The sequence below is a fragment of the Acinetobacter sp. BIGb0196 genome (assembly GCF_011759595.1).
GTDB classification, from domain to species: Bacteria; Pseudomonadota; Gammaproteobacteria; order Pseudomonadales; family Moraxellaceae; genus Acinetobacter; species Acinetobacter guillouiae.
Genome location: NZ_JAAOZA010000001.1, coordinates 1,712,226 through 1,732,549, shown reverse-complemented (window position 1 = coordinate 1,732,549; position 20,324 = coordinate 1,712,226). Strand labels below are relative to the sequence as shown.

Sequence of the window (20,324 nt, the reverse complement as noted above, 5' to 3'; positions counted from 1 at the left end):
TAAAGTCCTTATTTTTAATTCTTTTGCACTATAAGAGTCAGCCATCTAACCTTCTATGAAATTTCAATCGCTTTGATCTTAATATTTAGAACCAGCCTTTACTTCCCTTAAGTAAACCATCAGCGCAACGTAATGTTTCTTGGGTCAGTCCCCAAAGACGGTAATCTCCTGTGATTGAACCAATGGCAAAATTATGAGTATAGGCAAAACTAAGCCCTCGTTGCGGGTCACACCACGCCCCAGAACCGTTATATCCAATATGACCAAAGCCTTGCTTGGCACGTTTACCCATACTCATCACACGGTGGTAGCCTAAACGCCATTTCATAGGAATTGGCATCACGCGATCTCGTTTAATCGATTGGATTTGACTTAACTCTGCAAATATTTCAGGGCGAATTAAAACTTTTCCTTCCCAAACCCCTTTATTTGCCATCATGGCATAAACTTTTGCAAGACTATTGGCACTAAATACACCATTGGCCGCTGGAATAATCGCTTGAAGCCCTTGGTCACTAAAGAAACTAAAATCACGCATCCCTTTCGGTACCATAGCATCTAAAAAATCTTGCGGATTTTGTCCAGTTAATTCAACCAATTTATCGGAAAAAGACGTTTTATGATGCTTCTTGGCTTTGCTCTTACTGGATTTTGTTTCTGTTTTTTGTACAGGTGCTGCTTTTTGAATTAAACGCGCCACACGATTTAACTCAGATTCAGGCACACCAAAATAGGCACCATCAAGTTGTAGGGGTTCAACCAAATACTTCTGTATTAACTGTGTTAAAGATTGATGCGTTGCTTTCTCTAAAACACCACCCACCAACCAGCCAAATGTTAATGCCTGATATGCAATATCAGTTGCTACAGCAAAACGAGGTGTGGCCTGCTCCATGACCTTGAGCATATGCTGCCAATCGGCCATTTCAACTGCACTAGCAATGATATTTCGAATATCGTATAAGCCACTTTGATGGCTCAAAATATGACGTAAAGTCATATTCTCTTTACCATTTTGAGCAAATTCAGGCCAAAAATTAACAATAGGTGTATCGTAGTCTAAGAAACCTTCGCTCACCAAAATGTGCGCGAGTGTTGCCAGTACACCTTTCCCCGTGGAATAACAAACCGACAAGGTTTGCTCATTCCATTGCTCAGTTTTTGATTTTTTACCCGTATATATATCGACAACTTTTTCATTTTGAAAATAAACAGTTAAAGCAGCACCACCATTTTCGCTACGACCATCCTGCAAACGGCTAAATTGAACAGCGAGATCTTGAAAACGCTCATCCACATAGCCCTGATAATTTTTCGTATTCGCAAAAATAATGTCCGTTAAACTGCTCATCGCCCTATCCTATTTTTTTAATCATAACTTTTTTAATTAAAAAAGCCTGAATCATCTCGACTCAGGCTTTATATTTTATCTTATAAAGCGTTAACCACACCAGAAACATGAGGTTTTTGTGATTTTTGATTACGAATCAAAAAGTCAGTTGTTTTACCTTCTTGCGCAGTTAAAAGCTCTACTGTTGAAGGTAAATACATCGGCAATTTAAACAATACATCTGCTTCATAAGCTTCTGGTAAGTTGAGCCCAGCAAGAACACGTGCCTTACTCCACATCCCATGAGCAATCGCTTGTTTAAAGCCAAATGCTTTTGCCGTCAATGCATGGATATGAATCAAGTTAAAGTCGCCTGATGTCATAGCATAACGACGACCAGTATTTTCAGGAACTTCCCAAACCGCCTGAACTTGATAATTTGGTTCTTTTTTATCTTTTGGTTTTTCTGCAACTGAACCATCAGTCTTTTGACGCGCTAAATAAGTGGTTAATCCTTGCATGACCACTTCACCGCCAACTTTAGCAGTCGTGATGAAATCGAATTGAACCCCTTTGTCATGTGGTTTTAACTCACCAAATTGACAAGATAAAGTTAGCTGTTCATTGACCCCAATTTTACGTGTTTGCTTAATTTGATTACGAATATGCACCAAGCCTAAAATTGCAAAAGGAAATACTTCAGAGGTCATCATATGCATTTGTAAACTTTGCGATAAAACAGCTAAATAAATTGCGGGAATATACCCATTATTTTTAAAGCCACACACTTCGTTATATGCTTTTAAATGATTTGGATCAATTTTGAATGAATCAACCACATATTCAACTTGCGGTAGAACTTTTTCACCTTTTGGCTTTTTAAAAATTAAACCCTGAATCACTTTTGGATAAGCTAAATATGGCTTAGGAAGTTGACTAAAATGGCGAGTATTCATACTGGACCTTTGAAAAATTAATTCTTATTCAACATTTAAAAAATCCAACATTTCAGTTGGAAATTAACGGATGATACAGCTTAAACATCCTGATTTCATTCAAGAGAAAGCCAGCGAGAGTGTTATTTAAATACACAAATAATCTCTTCGCCATAATCCCCTAAACGAAACAGGACTTCACTTATGCGTGATTATGCACCCAATAAGCTTTGACCACAAACACGCACAACATTACCATTTAATCCTGTAGATGCTGAAGAAGCAAATAAAGCAATTGTTTCAGCAACATCAACAGGTAAACCACCTTGACTCATTGAGTTCATACGACGGCCCGCTTCACGGATTGCAAATGGAATTGCCGCTGTCATTTGAGTTTCAATGAAACCCGGCGCTACAGCATTAATGGTAATACCATTTTTTAACACAGGCGCAGTAAATTTCACCAAACCAATGACACCTGCTTTTGATGCAGCATAGTTGGTTTGACCTAAGTTACCAGCAATACCTGAAATTGAAGATACGCAAACGATACGACCATTTGCATTTAAACCATCATTTGACAATAAATAATCGTTAATACGTTCAGCAGCAGATAAGTTGATATTAATCACCAGATCCCACATCTCTGGCTTCATATTTGCCAAAGTTTTGTCACGTGTAATACCCGCATTATGTACGATGATATCTAAACCACCTTGTTGAGCTGCCGCAGCTTTGATTTTTTCACCAGCATCAGCAGCCGTGATATCAATTGCGAGCGTAGAACCACCGATTTCACTTGCAACACGGTCAAGGTCTGCTTGTTGTGGTGGAACATCTAAACAAATTACATGTGCGCCATCACGTGCCAATACATGTGCAATCGCTTCACCAATACCACGGCTTGCACCTGTAACAAGCGCAGTTTTGCCTGCAAGCGGTTTTGCCCAATCGATATCAATCACATCACCTTTAGATACGCGAATCACCTGACCCGATACATATGCTGAACGTGGAGAAATTGCAAAACGTAAACTTGATTCCAAGTTTTGTGCAGCATCTGCATCAACCAGAATAAGATCAGCAGCAATTCCTTTCTTAAACTCTTTACCAACCGATTTAACAAACCCTTCTAATGCACGTTGTGCAATCGCCTGCTTAATCGTTGGTGCAGTTTCAGGTGTTAAACCAATAATAATTACACGACCTGATGTTGCAATTTGACGAGCAACAGGATTAAAAAACTTGTGTAGTTCATGTAATTGTTCTGAATTTTGAATCCCTGATGCATCAAATATCACTGCTTTAAATTTTGATTCTTTATCGCCTTCATTAAAAGCACCAACATTCAAACCAGATTTTGCCGCAGCTTGTTGTAACTCTGCGTTATTCCCTGCATAAGTGTTGGCATGAATATTACTAAGAACCTGCGCAACTTCACCAGTAAAATGACTCTTTGGAGCCGCACCGAATAATACAGCACCTTTAACGACAGGAGTGGCTGACTCAAAGCGTTCTAGCTGGATTGGTGATGGTAAACCTAAATTTTTTATGACAAATTTACCAATTGGAGATTTAGCAAATGCTTGGTATTGGTCAGACATGTTTCTTATCTCTCATCAAATTAATTTTGTAGGGGCTTAAGCTATCTTTTAACTGCAGTATAATCTCAGATATTTAGCTGTGTTGCGCTTTCTTAAATGGCTTGCGTTGTTCTTCGCGCAAGGCTTAGAGGAATCGTCAACAACGCTATCATCTCTATGACCCATAAGTTTCAGTTAAATCATACTTGAGTTGCCAAAATGATGACTTGACCTGAAAGAATATGCAAATGTCATTATAGTCAATTCGAGTCATAGCCAATTATGTTAATGTAAGCACTAAGAATATTGCGAACATGCTTGGAAAAGCCTTATGAGCAAAACAACTCAAGAAAATTCAAACGCTGAAAGCACTGTACAAGAAACTGTGTCAAATACATCAAAAGCTCGTACTCGTACGAGTAAAAGTAGCAACACAAATTCTACAAATGCCAATGCAGCCAACACGACTAAAAAACCGACTCGTGCACCAGCAGCTGCTTCACGTAGCAAAGCAACGGCATCGACGGCAAAAAAAGTTACAACAGCTTCATCTTCTAAAACTCAAACTTCTGGTCAGCAGGATAAAATTATGAGTCAAAACACTGTACGTCGCGTAGCAATTATTGGCGGTAACCGTATTCCTTTTGCACGTTCAAATGGCCCTTATTTCCGAGCGTCAAACATTGACATGCTTACTGCGTCTTTGAACGGTTTAATTGAACGTTTTAACCTTCAAGGTCAACGTTTAGGTGAAGTTGTTGCTGGTGCAGTTCTAAAACATAGCCGCGATTTCAACATGACACGTGAATGTGTTTTAAATACTCAACTTGCCCCTGAAACCCCTGCTTATGATATTCAACAAGCATGTGGTACTGGCTTACAAGCAGCTTTCCTTGTTGCAAACAAAATTGCATTAGGCCAAATTGAAGTGGGTATTGCTGGTGGTGTAGATACTACCTCTGATGCACCGATCGCATTTGGTGACGGCTTACGTAAAGCATTGCTTGAATTAAACATTGCAAAAACAGGTAAAGACCGTTTAAAAGCCTTAGCTAAAATCAATGTTAAAGACTTGATGGATGCGCCAAAAAATGGTGAACCTCGTACAGGTTTATCTATGGGTGATCACCAAGCGATTACTGCTTTAGAATGGGGTATTCCTCGCGAAGCTCAAGATGAACTTGCTGCATCTTCACATCAAAAAATGGCCAAAGCATATGAAGAAGGTTTCTTCGATGATTTGATCACGCCATTTATGGGTCTAGACAAAGACAATAACTTACGTCCTGATTCTTCAGTTGAAAAATTGGCTAAGCTTAAACCTGCATTTGGTAAAGGTGATACCGCAACAATGACTGCAGGTAACTCTACTCCACTTACAGACGGCGCTTCAGTTGTACTTTTAGCCTCTGAAGAATGGGCGAAAGCAAATGGTCATGAAGTACTCGCGTACTTAACATTCACTGAAACTGCTGCTGTAGATTTTGTCAATAAGAAAGAAGGTTTATTGATGGCGCCTGCTTATGCTGTTCCGCGTATGTTGGCTCGTGCGGGTATTAAGCTTCAAGACTTCGACTACTATGAAATTCATGAAGCTTTTGCATCACAAGTTCTTTCGACCTTAAAAGCATGGGAAGATCCTAAGTTCTGTAAAGAACGCTTAGGTCTAGATGCACCATTGGGTTCAATTGACCGTAGCAAACTCAATATTAAAGGTTCTTCTTTAGCTGCTGGTCATCCATTTGCAGCAACAGGTGGTCGTATTTTGGCAACTGCTGCAAAATTGATTAACCAAAAAGGTTCAGGTCGTGTACTCATTTCGATTTGTGCTGCTGGTGGTCAAGGTGTAACTGCAATCGTAGAGAAATAAGTTCTCGGATTTTGCACGATACTTTCAAAAAAGCATCCTTCATGGATGCTTTTTTATTGCTCGTCAATCTACATGTCGCTAAAAAGATTTTACATAGACCTCTACTCAACACAAAAAATGGTTAGCCGAAGCTAACCATTTAAAATCTTCACTATTCTTAGGGAAAATAGTGTTGATTTTAGAAGCGATACCCCACACCAACATAAGTAATCAAAGGATCTATATCAACTTTTGTCGTTGAATTAATCAGTCGCTTACCAGTATTCGCATCAACGACATCTATCTTAGCCTGATTGTTGAGTTTGGCATAAGAAACGGAAGCCACACCAAACCAGTTTTCATTAATATCATAGGTTGCACCCAGACTTACAATAGGTGCAATTGCATCTGTCGTTTTAACTCTAACATAAGGATTTGCACTAGAAGGTTTACCATCCAACGCAGCCCCTGCTTTTCCATCTAAAACATTTTGGATCATATGTCCCGCTGCAACCAGATCACTTTTGATTTGTGAGTTCAACTTGATATCAGTGAAATGAGAGTACATCACTCCTACACCAATATATGGACGTAATTTGTTGACACCAGATTGACCAAATTGATATTGCGCTTCAAGCGCTGGTGTCCATGCACGCACTGATGCTGCTTTAGATTTGTTGCCTAAATTGGTGATTGGAATTGCTTGGTTTAAATCAATGCCATCTGGAAATAAAATTCCGACTAGGTCACTTGGCGAGGTGGCTAATCCTGTAAGGGGTGCCAAGATTTCCCCTTTACCTTTAATATCAACTTTTGGAGGAATCCCACCAATGAGCTGCAAAGAAACATTGTCGTTGATATAATAATTTAACATCAAGCCAAGCGTATCCACATCATCAACTTCAAGCCCTGTACCCTTAGCTTGCCAATTTTCCAAGCCATGAATATTTGCTGTTCCTGCGACCTCTGGCAAAATATTACCCTTACCATCAGTCAATAAGGTTTGCATAAAGGCATCATTAAGAAATTCAGTTAACACCTCTTTCTGATTAAATGGCACTCCGCCTAAGTCTTCTCCCATCGCGTTAGGATCAACTGAGTTTAAAAAACTGGTTGTAGAGATACTTCCAACTGTTGCATTAGTACCATTTTTAACACTGGTATTAATATTAAAGGGATTGGCTTTTCCTTGAGGCATGACATGTAACCAACCTGCCGATACTGAAAAGCGTTTATACTCCCCCGCAAAACTCATGCTAGTAATCGCGAACAATGAACTTGCTATGACAATATTTTTTAACGTTAATATTTTTTTCATTTTTTATCCTTAAAATATGAGATTACCGAACCGTGGCAACCTGTTTAAAAAACATACATAAAAAACAATATTTATGTATAAAATTCTGATCAACAGCATTTACACTCATCCGTAAAAAATATTGGTACTTTTATTTTTAAATTTTTTATACTACTTATTAATGATATATATCATTGTGTTATTTTTATCATTTAGCATAAATTAACAGTGCTGGTATATTTAAAAAGTCTATTTAAGCCCCTGCTGACCTATTATAGAAATATCAAATTTTTCACATAATTTTCACTTTTTAATTATTAACACACATTCTCATAAATTGATAATTCATTCTATTTTGATGGGTTTTAAAATTTATGCTCAAAATTTAACTCAATGCGTCACTTTTTAAAAATAAAATGATCTGTCAAAGCAAAAAATACCAAATAAAATATGTTTTTGTAGTTTTTAATCAAAACTCACGTTCAAGTATGCTTTTCACCTTAAAAATTATAAAGAAAAACTTCATCACTTTATTTTAAATAAAAATATCAAACACTTAATTTAAAGTTTTCATTATTAAAATTTGGTAGGTGTTTAGTAGGTATTCAATCCAGCCCTCAAAACTGATACTCAACCTCAAGGTGATCATCACCTTTCTGGAATGATGAAATAACAATGGTAGAAGGAATCGCACCATGGCTTTTAAAAATATAGCAGATCAAACAAACGGTTTTTACATCCCATGCGTCTCACTTTTTGGTCCAGGTTGTGCCAAAGAAGTCGGTGCTAAAGCACAAAATTTAGGGGCAAAAAAAGCCCTCATCGTCACTGATGCTGGATTATTCAAATTTGGTGTTGCAGACATTATTGTTGACTATCTCAAAGAAGCTGGTGTAGACAGTCATGTTTTTCCTGGTGCAGAACCAAACCCGACAGATATTAATGTACACAATGGCGTAAATGAATATAACAATAATGGCTGTGACTTTATTGTGTCTTTAGGCGGTGGATCTTCTCATGACTGTGCAAAAGGAATTGGCTTAGTCACCGCAGGTGGCGGTCATATTCGTGATTATGAAGGGATTGATCAAAGTAAAGTCCCAATGACACCGCTTGTCGCAATCAATACAACGGCGGGAACTGCTTCCGAAATGACTCGTTTCTGTATTATCACCAATACAGATACCCATGTAAAAATGGCGATTGTTGACTGGCGTTGTACACCGCTTGTTGCAATTGATGATCCTAAACTCATGATTGCAAAACCTGCTGCTTTAACTGCTGCAACGGGTATGGATGCTTTAACTCATGCTGTAGAAGCTTATGTTTCAACTGCTGCAAACCCAATTACCGATGCATGTGCAGAAAAAGCCATTTCGATGATTAGTGAATGGTTAAGCCCTGCGGTAGCCAATGGTGAAAATCTTGAAGCTCGTGATGCGATGGCATATGCACAATATTTAGCAGGTATGGCATTTAACAATGCATCTTTAGGTTATGTACATGCAATGGCTCATCAATTAGGTGGCTTCTATAACCTTCCACACGGCGTATGTAATGCAATTCTATTACCGCATGTGTGTGAGTTTAACTTAATTGCCTGCCCAGACCGTTATGCAAAAATTGCCCAATTAATGGGTGTCAATACTGAGGGTTTAACCGTTACTGAGGCTGCCTTTGCTGCGATTGATGCAATTCGTGAGTTATCATCATCTATTGGTATCCCTTCTGGCTTAGCTGAACTGGGTGTCAAAGCGGAAGATCATGCAGTGATGACATCAAATGCGCAAAAAGATGCCTGTATGTTGACCAATCCACGTAAAGCAACTGATGCTCAAGTCATTAAAATTTTTGAATCAGCAATGTAAAAACGATCCCCTTTCGTTCTACTCAGCCTGACAACTGTTTTAGGCCAAATACAATGAAGTGTGCTTGATACTCAGGAATATTACTTTGGTAATATTCCTTTTTTATACGCTTATCAAAAAATGACAATCATTATTGTCAGATATATTGATAAAGTCACAATCTATGACTATGATGCTTAAAACATCAGCGGATTATTTCAGCAATGACAACAACAAGTAAAACCATCATCATCACGGGTGCAAACACTGGAATCGGGCTTGCAACTGCAGAAACTTTTATTAAGGATGGTCACCATGTGATCATTGCTTGTCGTAATCCAGAGAAAGCAAAAACAGCACAACAGCACTTAGAATCATTCGGTACAGGTCAAGTAGACGTGATTCGCCTTGATTTAAATAGTCTTGAACAAATTAACCAAGCAGCCAATGAAATTATTGCCAAATATGAAAAAATTGATGTATTAGTCAACAATGCTGGCATGATGACACCTGATCTTGAGGCCACAGCTGATGGTTTTGAAAAACAGTTTGGGGTAAATTATCTTGGGCCTTTTCTTTGGACATTGAAACTTCTTCCATTGGTTCAAAAAGCCCAACAAGGTCGTGTAATTCATTTGGCTTCAATGATGCATCTTTTAGGTTGTATCCAACCTGAAAACTTTAACGCGGATCAAGTGAAAAAATACAACGGTGTTTTGAGCTATGGCAATAGTAAATTAGCCAATCTGCTGTTTAGTAATATCCTCGCCAAACAACTACATGGAAGTCATGTCACCAGCAATGCATTACATCCAGGTGGCGTAGATTCTGAGATTTATCGTGAATTACCCAAATGGCAATATGCAATAATTAAACTTGGCCTTATTCCACCATCTAAGCCTGCCGAATTAATTAAAAAAATTGCTTTTGATCCATCATGGGAAAAGCGCAATGGTGATTATGTGAGTTTGCAAACCCCTGCATTTAAATCAGGCAAAGCCAAAGATATACAGTTGGCACAAAAACTATATGATGAATCCTGTGCGCTGGTAAAAGACTATCTGTAATTTTTCGGATTTCATTTTTCAATAAATTCAGGAATATGCTATGACCACTCAATCTACTGAATATCAACCTGATATCCTTGGTACAGGTTATGAAAAACTAACCTTAAACTTAGCAGATGACTATGATGGTAAAGTCATTGCAACTTTGGTACGCAAACAAGCAGCTCAAGCGACCAAGAAAGCGGTGCTCTATATCCATGGTTTTATCGATTATTTCTTTCAAACAGAAATGGCTGAACAATTTAATCAACATGATTATGATTTTTATGCACTTGATTTAAGAAAATATGGTCGTTCTTACTTACCACATCAAAAATATTATTATGTTTTAAATTTGAATGAATATGATGAAGAAATCACGCAAGCATTAAAGATTATTGGTCAGGAAGGCCACACTGAGGTGTTACTGGCAGGACATTCTACAGGTGGATTGATCGCAACATTATATGCAGCACATTATCCACAACATCCCCTTATTCAAGCCTTATGGTGCAATAGTCCTTTTTATGACTTTAATATGCCTGCTTGGAAGAAAAAATTAGCCCTACCCAAACTCAGCGCACTGGGTAAACGCTTACCTAATTTAAAGTTTCCAAGTGAATTAAATAAATGGTATGTCACCAGTCTGCATAAAGATTTGCAAGGCGAATGGGATTTCAGCTTAGAGTGGAAAAAACCAACTTACCCCAAAGTATATTTAAGCTTTGTGCATGCAATTTTTGAAGCGCAAAAAGAAATTCATGCAGGCGTACAGATCAATGTACCAACCTTGGTGATGCATTCTCACAAAACGACCTATCCCAAGAAATTTAACCGAGATGCTCAAAGCACTGATGTTATTTTAGAGGTCAAAGACATCATCAGGGATGCAGGTAAAATACAGGGCGACGTTAATGTCATGACCATTCAAAATGGACTTCATGACTTGGTCTTATCGGCACCAGAAGTCAGAAAAGAAGTTTATCATCAACTTTTTTCTTGGTTAGCCCAAAAACAGCTTTAAAAGCGCCAATTCATTCTTCTTTACAAGCGAATGATCAGTTAAAAGTATCCTGCAAAATCAATGTTCATCTTTATATTTCATTAGAATTTGATGAGCAGGATGCCCGACTGGTGTAAGTTCAATCAGACGTTCAACGGCATCAATCGCTTCTGGAAAATGTGCAAGGTGTTTTAATAAAGCATCTGTTTCATTGGCTTTGAAAATCGCTTCACTCAGGCGTGATTCGAGGCAGTCTCGCCATGCAGATAAAAAAGGACTTTCGGTTTTAGCTAAAAATACACCTTTGCATAATTTTAAAGCGGATTCGGTATAGCCCGCATCTAAAGCATTCTCTGCTTGCAAGAAATCTGCTTCAACATGTGCCAATAAACGATAAGGCCGTGAACCCAGCATGCCGCCCAAAATATCACGCAACTGCGACATTTCAGCTTTTAATGTGCCGACACTCACTTTTCGTTCACCATACAGCGCTTGATGTAAATTTTCCAGATTCATCCCTTGTGGACACAACGCAAGAATAGTCAAAATTTCAATTTGTCGTGGTGTCAGTACCACGATCTTGCCATTGAACAACACTTGTGGCACAGCAAAAGCCCGGATAAATAAATGTTGTTGCTGAAACTCTAGCAATGCCGATTGAATAATTGAGGCACAGCGCTCAGCCGCCAATAATCCCAAACTATTGTGATGATTCCATGTGGTTGACAGATCAATTACTCCTAAAACTTGTTTGGAATATGGATCTATAATTGGAGAGGCATAACAAACCCAGTCATGCACCGAAGACATAAAATGTTCATTAGAAAACACACAACTGGATTGTTGGGTTTTTAATGACAGTGCCAAAGCATTGGTTCCCACCAAATCTTCTCGCCATTGCCCACCAGCAATAAAATGAACACGTTCTGCGGCATTGCGCATTTGCCCACTTGCGGCTGACCAGATAATGGTACTGCCAATATCCCCTACTGCAGCAACCATTGCCGACTGTTCTGCGATATGGGTTAATTCATCACGACAATGTTCGATTGCTTTTTCTAACAGTGTTTTTCTTTCTTGTTTTACATTCATCAAGGGTGCAGCATCACGATCTTTGGGAATCGCAGCTGAGTTGGAACGTTGCCATGAACTTGCAATACTCTGCCCGAGTTGATCAGCATGTTTTAAAGACAAACTACTGCTTTGGCGTAATTGCTCAATTAAACTCCGTTTATTTGATAACTCTTGTTGGCTTAACATACGCTACTTCCTCTGTAATTCGTTAAAAAATATCCTATCCTTTCTCTGTTGTTTTTATCCAGCGGACCTGCTTATAAATTACTCTAGCACATTAACACAGTGAGCTTAACCTGAGTCAACACAACTCATACCAAAGCGTTAGAATAAAACCAATTTTTTCCAATATTTAGCAATTTTTCAATAAACAAGAAAATATTGCCAAAGATTAAAGCATAGCGCAAATGTGTCTTGGATTTCATCCAACCTTTTCCCTACCTTTGACTCTCTATGCTCAAACCATCATGTAAACAATCATTGTTCATACATGCCATATTAAACACATCATGAATGATCATGAATATAAGTAAAGGGATACTCTTATGCGTTATGTAGATCCAAATCAGCCTGGTTCAAAAGTACAGTTCAAAGCCCAATATGAAAACTTTATTGATGGCAAATGGGTAGCACCTGTTAAAGGGCAATATTTTGATAATGTCTCTCCTGTAGATGGTAAAGCCTTTACCAAAATTCCACGTTCTTCTGCGGAAGATATCGAACTTGCATTAGATGCAGCACATAAAGCCAAAGCTTCATGGAACAAAGCATCTCCAACAACACGTTCAAATGTACTGCTGAAAATTGCAGATCGTTTAGAAGAAAATTTAGAATTACTGGCGGTTGCAGAAACATGGGAAAACGGTAAGCCAATTCGTGAAACATTGGCAGCCGATATTCCTTTAGCAATTGACCATTTCCGTTATTTTGCAGGTTGTTTACGTGCACAAGAAGGTGGTATTTCTGAAATTGATGAAGATACCATTGCTTACCACTTCCATGAGCCTTTAGGTGTAGTTGGTCAGATCATTCCATGGAATTTCCCTATTCTTATGGCAGCATGGAAACTTGCACCGGCACTTGCAGCGGGTAACTGTATTGTGCTTAAACCTGCTGAACAAACTCCATCAAGTATTTTAGTTGTTGCTGAACTCATTCAAGATATTTTACCGCCAGGCGTTTTAAATATTGTCAATGGTTACGGCGTTGAAGTGGGTCGCCCACTGGCAACCAATCCACGCATTGCTAAAATTGCATTTACAGGCTCCACTGCTGTTGGTCAAATGATCATGCAATATGCAACTGAAAATATTATTCCTGTGACACTTGAGCTTGGTGGTAAATCACCAAACATTTTCTTTGAAGATGTCATGGATAAAGATGATGATTATTTAGACAAAGCACTTGAGGGCTTTGCCATGTTTGCTTTAAACCAAGGTGAAGTATGTACTTGCCCATCACGTGCCTTGGTTCAAGAAAGTATTGCAGATAAATTCCTAGAAATGGCAGTTGAACGTGTAAAACGCATTAAAACGGGACATCCTCTAGACACTGACACCATGATTGGTGCTCAGGCATCTCAAGAGCAACAAGACAAAATCTTGGGTTGTATCGCAACAGGTCGTGCTGAAGGCGCTCAATTGCTTACAGGTGGCGGCGATCGTCAGGAAGTCGGTCAAGGTTTCTATATTGAACCTACCATTTTCAAAGGCGACAACAGTATGAAGATTTTCCAAGAAGAAATTTTTGGACCAGTGCTCTCTGTCGCAGCATTTAAAGATTATGACGATGCAATCCGAATTGCCAATGATACGATGTATGGCTTAGGCGCTGGTGTATGGTCGCGTTCTGCGCATACCTCTTATCGTGCGGGTCGTGCGATTGAAGCTGGTCGTGTATGGACCAACTGCTACCATATCTACCCTGCACATGCTGCATTCGGTGGTTATAAGAAATCAGGTATTGGCCGTGAAAACCACAAGATGATGCTTGATCATTATCAACAAACCAAGAACTTACTGGTAAGCTATTCAACCAAAGCAATGGGCTTCTTCTAAGTTCTATAATTGATTTACACTTTAAAAAAGCGAACTTCGGTTCGCTTTTTTGGTCGTGATGACGATACTTTTTAACTCCTATCACAATCAATTCATTATTTTATACAGATTGCGATGATTCGCTAAATTTAGTCGGTTGTTGGATTCAACCAAACATCTTCATAGCCATGCTTATCAATAATGACATGATAACCGTGCTCAAGCGCTAAATAAGGTAAAATTTCAGGTAAATATTGCTGTAAATGCGAGGCATGCAGCGGTTGATAAAAATCATCAGCTGAAGAATATTCTCCACAGTGAATAAACCAAGAAACATTGTCTTGTTTTTTAAGCGCAACTCGAACTGCATAAATCGGTTGTTGACCTAGACTCTGTAATGCAATTGCAACCCTATCCGACGGATTAAATTCGATATATTTTGACTCATATTTTTTGCAGATTTGCCGTTGTAATGTTTCTAAATCCATCAACACATTCCTTTATTGCCTGTTTAGTATTGTCTGTTTAGTTGAATAAACCAATACGTTCAAATCAGATATACTGAGATCAGCAGTAAAATTATTTCGGTCTTTTCCATAACATTTTAATATTTTCGAAACTATATCCAACCACGACTCTTAAATTCATCATCAATAACATTGTGAAAAATACAATCACAGACATCACCAAACTTCGTGGAAAAAATTTCTGATCTAAAACAGATTTGTAAGTGTTCAATGCTAAATATAAAATGATCAAAAGTGTGTAAAACAACAGTTGAAAGTAGATTTTGTATCTTGGCTTTTTCTCAACAATTTCCATCAAATATACAGACAAAGATAATGCAGAAAGTGCGGTAAAAACGAAGAAGCCGAGTACCCATAAAATACTAAAGCTTTTGATATGGCTGATTGCCCATAAGGATAGGTTAGCAATACAGCCACATAGTATAAATGCTGTTTTAGGACGTCCTATGAGTTTATAAATCAAATCATTCATGCTGTGCTTATACTCATCTTTTATTCTTCTGCGAAACGCTCACGATAAAATGCTAAACCATTTGTGCAATATCAATAAATGCCTGTGTAATTGGACTCATCTGTTTTTTATTCTTCACTGCCAGACTAATAGACCGCTTAATATTCGGTGATAAAGGTAATTTTTGAACATTGGGAAACAGTGTCATCAACTCTTTATTCAAGGCCATATCTGCGACAATTGAAACACCAGCACCATTGTTCACCATATTAATAATGGTCAAAATTTGAGAAAAATAACATTTAATTTTTGGACTCAAATTGGCTTTTCTAAACATCTCTGTCACATGGTTTTGACTGCCTGCTGAGGTCATTAAAAAAGGATGTTCTACCAATTCATCCAATCGAACTGCACTTTGTTGTGATCGTGTATAGGACTTAGGAATAAGTGCTACAAAGATATCCTCAATCACAGGAAAAGTATCAAAGCGTTCTTCAGGTAAAACCACAAATCCAACATCAATAGTACGATCATGAATCCATTGAGTAATATCTTTGTCCGTTCCTTCTTTAATAAACACTTCAATATTTGGATATTTTAAACTAAATTTTTCTAGAATTAAGGGAATCAGTACATTAGAAGATGAAGCACCAAAAGATCCAATTCTTAAAGTGCCAGAATGAAATCCTTGTATATCGGAGATTTCTTGCTTTAGGACATTGGAAATATTCAAAATTTCTTTCACATGCACTAAAAGCCGTATACCCGATTCAGTTAACTCAACTTCATTATGATTGCGATAAAACAATGTGACCGACCAATCTTGTTCTAAGCCTTTAATTGCATGAGAAATCGCAGATTGAGAAATTTGCAAACGCTGTGCTGTAATAGTAAAGCTTTTCTGTTCAGCCAACATGGCAAAAATAGTCAGTTGAGTAAATGTCATCACCACTCCATCCATGAGTAAAGACTCATTTTACCATGAATAGTCATAAGTCATATTCTTGGTTAAAGTTTACTTGGGTTTAGCTTACAGATGAAAAAATCAGTGGCTGGGACTTGGTCGAATTAGTTTCTGCATAGAGCGTTCAGCATGCTACAAATGATTACTATCCTTTTTCCATCCATCGCCCTGATTGGTTTAGGTTTTTATCTGTTCCAGTCACGTATACTTGATGAAAAATTCTGGAATGGCGCAGAAAAGCTCAATTACTATATTTTATTTCCAGCCTTATTGTTTAGCTCTCTTGCAAATGCAGATATGAATATGGGGCATCTCAACAGCATTCTTACAGTCATTTTTTTAATTATGGCCATGATCATTGCTGGCGTTTATCTGTTTGCAAAGTTAAACCGCACACCTATTGCCCAGATCGGTGTATATGTCCAAAGCTTGATTCGTTTTAATACCTATCTCGGACTCTCGATTGCCACGACACTCAATCATGCTGAAATCAAAAGTATCTTGGTAAATATCCTTGCTATAGCAATTCCCTTGGTTAATGTTGTTTCGATCCTTTCATTGACAGATAAAGATCAACTGAACATTAAAAATATATTCTGGTCTTTAATCAAAAATCCACTGATCAGCTCTTGTATATTGGGAATTACATTTAATGTTTTAAACATCCCTATTTGGTCTGGCTTTGCAAATCTGTTAAATGCTTTTTCAAGTAGTAGCCTGATGTTGGGCTTATTATGTGTAGGAACAGCAATTCAGTTTTCGACGCTCAGAGTTTATCTGAAAAAGTCTTTGCTCATTAGCCTACTCAGATTATTGCTGATCCCGCTTATTGCCTTTATCTGTTTGCAGTTTTTTGAGCTAAGTCATGCCGCGGTGATTGCTATCATGATTTTCTTTTCTATCCCAACCGCATCTTCCGCATATATCTTAACCAAACTGTTAAACGGCGATCATCAATTAATGGCAGCAAGCATCAGCATGCAAACACTTTTATCAGTATTTACTTTGGCACTGATCCTTGCGCTATTACAGCATTATTATGTTTAATCTATTATATTTTTGAATAGCGTTGATTTATCAAATATTTTACTGATTTGATATGGTTTGGCTTTTTTGTAGAATTGCTGTACTGCATGGCAAGCTGCAGCACAATACAACGCAATTCTCTCATGCTAGCAGTCTAAATAATGGAATCAGAATCTATAAGCTTATTTATCAAGATTTAGCCAATTCCATCTCAACAAAATGAAGATGATCAACGCCCCAAAACATTTCATCGCCAATAAACCATGTCGGTGCACCAAAAACACCACGCCCAATGGCTTCTTCTGTCATATTTTTTAGTTGGGCTTTAACCTGTTCATCTGAAAGCCAAGTTTGAACCTGCTCTGTACTAAAACCCAATGATTGAAGCAAGGTAATAAGTTCATTGATATCATTTAAATTACGCGGATGCCCAAACATTGCATCAAATAAAGCGTTTAACACTGTTAAGAATTTTTCAGCTTGATAAAGCTGAACCGCTGTAATCACGCGCATCAGATTTAAAGTATTAATAGGAAAATAGGGATTCATTTGTATTGGAATATTCCAGAGTTTTGACCAACGCCCCATATCGATCATCGAATAACTGGCTTTTGCTGGCACAGCCATTGGACTACTGTTCCCTGTGGCTTTAAAAATGCCGCCAAGCAAGATTGGTTTCCAGATCACTTGTGCTTGATTTTGTTTTGCAATTTTTTGAACCTGATAAAAGCCTAAATAACTATATGGACTACCCAAATCAAAATAAAATTCTACCTGTTTCATTTAGTGTTATTCCTTAACTGTACTGATCATATTTTTACTGTAAAAATGATTCTAGAAAAAACTTAAATCATCACTTCTTAATCTCGCTATATCGAGATAAGTCATCTAGCTATATTAACCTACTCATACAAACCAACTTACTAATATAAAGTGACTTACCATTTTTCCATCCAAGGTCGTAAATCTAGCTCATGCGTCCATGCATCACGTGGTTGCTGGGCAAGATGCCAATAATTTTCAGCAATATGTTCAGGATTTAAAATACCATCTTGGTCTTTTTTCTCATAAAGATCAGGAAAACTGTTTTTAATAAAATCTGTATCAATTGCACCATCAACTACCACATGAGCCACATGAATATTCTGTGGACCAAGTTCACGCGCCATACTCTGTGCCAAAGCTCTAAGTGCATGCTTTGCCCCTGCAAATGCTGAAAAATAAGCAGCACCACGTAGACCAGCAGTCGCGCCAGTAAAGATCAATGTCCCGCGTTGTCGGCTTACCATTCGTTTCGCCACTTCACGACCAGTTAAAAAAGCAGAAAAACACGCCATTTCCCATATTTTAAAATATTTACGCGCTGTTTCTTCAAGGATGCTACATGGAACATTAGCACCGATATTAAAAACCAGTACCTCTATTTCGCCAATGTTGCTTTCAATTTCTTCGATCAATTGTATAACTTGCTGTTCTTTTCGAGCATCAGATGCAAAACCATATGCTGTTCCACCTGCCTGTTCAATCTCATCAATCAGTGGTTGTAACTTGTCAGCATTGCGACGGGTCATACAACTAATATATCCCCCTTTGGCAAAACGTTTCGCAATTGCGCCACCTGTTGCATCACCTGCTCCAATAATCAATGCAACTTTCTGATTTGATGTTGTTATTTCATCTTGCATATCATGCTTCCCTTTTTGCATAACGATCGTTATTATAACGATTACTATGTTATAGTTTTACTAGAGCGTCAAGGAAAAATTTGATCGAGGAAAATATGCGATACAAATCTGGCTATAAACAAGAAAAAAGAAAAGAGCTATTAAAAATCAGTGGACAGCTTGCTAAAAAAGATGGTTTTGCTGCAACCGGTGTAGATGGCTTTATGAAAGCTGCTGGTGTGACCAGTGGTGCATTCTATTCACATTTTTCTTCCAAGCAGGATTTGTTTAAAGCATTGGTTGAAAACGAACTCAAAAATAGCATTCAGATGTGGCAAAACAACCCTCATGATCAGGCTGAGTTATGGATTGAATTTGAACTCAATCGTTACTTAACCCTCTCGCATGTTGAACATCCAGATTATGGTTGTGTATTGCCAACACTCGCTACAGAAGTCGCACGTTCTGATGAGGAGATTAAACAACGCTATCAACAAGAATTACAACGCGGTCATGCCCTATTTACTCAACGCCTCGGGAGTGAAGAAAAAGCTTGGGGCGTCTTATGTCAACTGGTGGGTGCTATACTGATAGCAAGAAGTGTTTCTGATGATTCGGTTAAATTGACCATTTTGGAATCAAGCAAACACTGTATTTATTCTATGTTGCAAATCACAGCATAAATTTAGTTTTCAACCCAATACAATCTAGTATAAATTAGCAATATTCTCGTTAAATCATTATAAAACCATGACTTCCTCCACACACGCTTTGCCGAAGACAATCTATGCCATTCAACACTTAGCATTTGAAGATTTAGGTATTCTTGAAGACACTTTTTATGATTTGGGCTATCGCATACGTTATTTTGAAGCGGGTATGGATGATTTAAAGCAAGCATTTGAATTTGAAGGTCTAGTTATCATTCTAGGTGGCCCAATTGGTGTTTATGAAACTGAAGATTATCCCTTTTTAAATGATGAAATTGCTTATCTTAAACAACGTTTAGCCAAGAATTTACCAACGATTGGCATTTGCTTAGGTGCACAATTGATTGCACATGCTTTAGGCGCAAAGGTTTATGCAGGCCATCAAAAAGAAATTGGCTGGAGTCAATTGAAGCTAAATCTGGCTCAAAATAATCCGTTATTGCCACTCGTTAATACCGAAGTTTTACATTGGCATGGTGATACCTTTGACTTGCCTGTACAGGCTGAATTACTTGCCAGTTCAGCAATTTATACAAATCAGGCGTTTAGAGTCGGGCAAAATATCTTGGCGTTACAATTCCATGTCGAAGTTGCGGCAGATGATATGGAAAAATGGCTGATTGGTCATACTTGTGAATTACGCAAAGCTGGCTTAAATATTCCTCATTTACGAGCTAAAAATGAAAAATATGCACCAAATCTTGAATTAAAATCACCACTGGTTTTAGAGCATTTTATCAAACACTTAAATGTATAATCTGTTTATCTATATCAGCATGAAATAGACTTTTCTGTTTCGTGCTTTTTATATCTTATTTACTCTTCCCCCATAAATACAGCGTTGCTCGAAATATAATATCAATACTGCATTGCCTATATTTAACTGACTATACCATTTACATTAAAAAGATTTTCTTTATTTACATGTAACATTACTTAATCACACTTAATATTTTATACTAAGCCGTACTCATCATTATTT

At 37.9% G+C, this 20,324-nt stretch carries 18 protein-coding genes; 8 read left to right on the top strand and 10 right to left on the bottom strand.

Features of this window, described 5'->3' with window-relative positions; translation table 11 throughout:
- Positions 1–85: 85 nt before the first annotated feature.
- The 3 genes from FHR28_RS07845 to FHR28_RS07835 all read right to left on the bottom strand — a co-directional run bounded on the left by FHR28_RS07845 (position 86) and on the right by FHR28_RS07835 (position 3,869).
- Positions 86–1,351, bottom strand: a complete 1,266-nt coding sequence (locus FHR28_RS07845) for a serine hydrolase domain-containing protein (protein WP_166782309.1) — start codon at positions 1,349–1,351, stop codon at positions 86–88.
- Between the two features lie 80 nt (positions 1,352–1,431).
- The gene (locus tag FHR28_RS07840) at positions 1,432–2,286 is read right to left on the bottom strand and encodes a MaoC family dehydratase (RefSeq protein WP_166782308.1); all 855 of its coding nucleotides are present in this window, start codon (positions 2,284–2,286) and stop codon (positions 1,432–1,434) included.
- A gap of 191 nt (positions 2,287–2,477) precedes the next feature.
- The gene (locus FHR28_RS07835) at positions 2,478–3,869 is read right to left on the bottom strand and encodes a 3-oxoacyl-ACP reductase (protein ID WP_166782307.1); all 1,392 of its coding nucleotides are present in this window, start codon (positions 3,867–3,869) and stop codon (positions 2,478–2,480) included.
- A 310-nt stretch (positions 3,870–4,179) separates the two neighbouring features.
- On the opposite strand from FHR28_RS07835, the gene FHR28_RS07830 reads away from it, so the two are divergent.
- The gene (locus FHR28_RS07830; RefSeq protein ID WP_166782306.1) at positions 4,180–5,718 is read left to right on the top strand and encodes an acetyl-CoA C-acetyltransferase; all 1,539 of its coding nucleotides are present in this window, start codon (positions 4,180–4,182) and stop codon (positions 5,716–5,718) included.
- 178 nt (positions 5,719–5,896) lie between these two features.
- Here FHR28_RS07830 and FHR28_RS07825 read toward each other — a convergent pair whose 3' ends face one another.
- A complete protein-coding gene (locus FHR28_RS07825) occupies positions 5,897–7,015 on the bottom strand; it encodes an OmpW/AlkL family protein (protein ID WP_151958018.1) in 1,119 nt (372 codons plus the stop codon).
- 674 nt (positions 7,016–7,689) lie between these two features.
- On the opposite strand from FHR28_RS07825, the gene mdh reads away from it, so the two are divergent.
- The 3 genes from mdh (at position 7,690) to FHR28_RS07810 (ending at position 10,911) form a co-directional block, all read left to right on the top strand.
- On the top strand, positions 7,690–8,862 hold the full coding sequence (gene mdh, locus FHR28_RS07820) for an iron-dependent methanol dehydrogenase (protein WP_105713693.1): 1,173 nt from the start codon (positions 7,690–7,692) through the stop codon (positions 8,860–8,862).
- A gap of 203 nt (positions 8,863–9,065) precedes the next feature.
- On the top strand, positions 9,066–9,908 hold the full coding sequence (locus tag FHR28_RS07815; protein ID WP_105713694.1) for an SDR family oxidoreductase: 843 nt from the start codon (positions 9,066–9,068) through the stop codon (positions 9,906–9,908).
- Positions 9,909–9,948: 40 nt separating this feature from the next.
- Positions 9,949–10,911: an alpha/beta hydrolase gene (locus FHR28_RS07810; protein ID WP_004719521.1), complete on the top strand. Its 963-nt coding sequence runs from the start codon at positions 9,949–9,951 to the stop codon at positions 10,909–10,911.
- 57 nt (positions 10,912–10,968) lie between these two features.
- Here the strand turns inward: FHR28_RS07810 and FHR28_RS07805 are convergent, their stop codons facing one another.
- Complete coding sequence (locus tag FHR28_RS07805; protein WP_004719519.1) at positions 10,969–12,150, bottom strand: hypothetical protein; 1,182 nt, start codon at positions 12,148–12,150, stop codon at positions 10,969–10,971.
- Positions 12,151–12,509: 359 nt separating this feature from the next.
- Here FHR28_RS07805 and FHR28_RS07800 point away from each other — a divergent pair, with 359 nt between their 5' ends.
- A complete protein-coding gene (locus FHR28_RS07800) occupies positions 12,510–14,021 on the top strand; it encodes an aldehyde dehydrogenase family protein (protein ID WP_166782305.1) in 1,512 nt (503 codons plus the stop codon).
- A gap of 128 nt (positions 14,022–14,149) precedes the next feature.
- Here the strand turns inward: FHR28_RS07800 and FHR28_RS07795 are convergent, their stop codons facing one another.
- From FHR28_RS07795 to FHR28_RS07785, 3 genes are all read right to left on the bottom strand, one after another.
- The gene (locus tag FHR28_RS07795) at positions 14,150–14,488 is read right to left on the bottom strand and encodes a hypothetical protein (protein WP_166782304.1); all 339 of its coding nucleotides are present in this window, start codon (positions 14,486–14,488) and stop codon (positions 14,150–14,152) included.
- A 91-nt stretch (positions 14,489–14,579) separates the two neighbouring features.
- Entirely contained in the window at positions 14,580–14,999 is a 420-nt protein-coding gene (locus FHR28_RS07790; protein ID WP_004719511.1) for a hypothetical protein, read from the bottom strand.
- 52 nt (positions 15,000–15,051) lie between these two features.
- On the bottom strand, positions 15,052–15,924 hold the full coding sequence (locus FHR28_RS07785) for a LysR family transcriptional regulator (protein WP_151957424.1): 873 nt from the start codon (positions 15,922–15,924) through the stop codon (positions 15,052–15,054).
- A 147-nt stretch (positions 15,925–16,071) separates the two neighbouring features.
- On the opposite strand from FHR28_RS07785, the gene FHR28_RS07780 reads away from it, so the two are divergent.
- Positions 16,072–16,989, top strand: coding sequence for an AEC family transporter (locus FHR28_RS07780; RefSeq protein ID WP_105713696.1), 918 nt, complete (start codon positions 16,072–16,074; stop codon positions 16,987–16,989).
- A gap of 168 nt (positions 16,990–17,157) precedes the next feature.
- On the opposite strand, the gene FHR28_RS07775 is transcribed toward FHR28_RS07780, so the two are convergent.
- Positions 17,158–17,751, bottom strand: coding sequence for a 2-hydroxychromene-2-carboxylate isomerase (locus FHR28_RS07775; RefSeq protein WP_166782303.1), 594 nt, complete (start codon positions 17,749–17,751; stop codon positions 17,158–17,160).
- Between the two features lie 155 nt (positions 17,752–17,906).
- On the bottom strand, positions 17,907–18,653 hold the full coding sequence (locus tag FHR28_RS07770; RefSeq protein WP_096734377.1) for an SDR family oxidoreductase: 747 nt from the start codon (positions 18,651–18,653) through the stop codon (positions 17,907–17,909).
- A gap of 95 nt (positions 18,654–18,748) precedes the next feature.
- Between FHR28_RS07770 and FHR28_RS07765 the strand changes: the two genes are divergently transcribed.
- The gene (locus FHR28_RS07765) at positions 18,749–19,315 is read left to right on the top strand and encodes a TetR/AcrR family transcriptional regulator (protein WP_105713698.1); all 567 of its coding nucleotides are present in this window, start codon (positions 18,749–18,751) and stop codon (positions 19,313–19,315) included.
- Between the two features lie 67 nt (positions 19,316–19,382).
- The gene (locus FHR28_RS07760; RefSeq protein WP_166782302.1) at positions 19,383–20,099 is read left to right on the top strand and encodes a glutamine amidotransferase; all 717 of its coding nucleotides are present in this window, start codon (positions 19,383–19,385) and stop codon (positions 20,097–20,099) included.
- Positions 20,100–20,324: the final 225 nt, after the last annotated feature.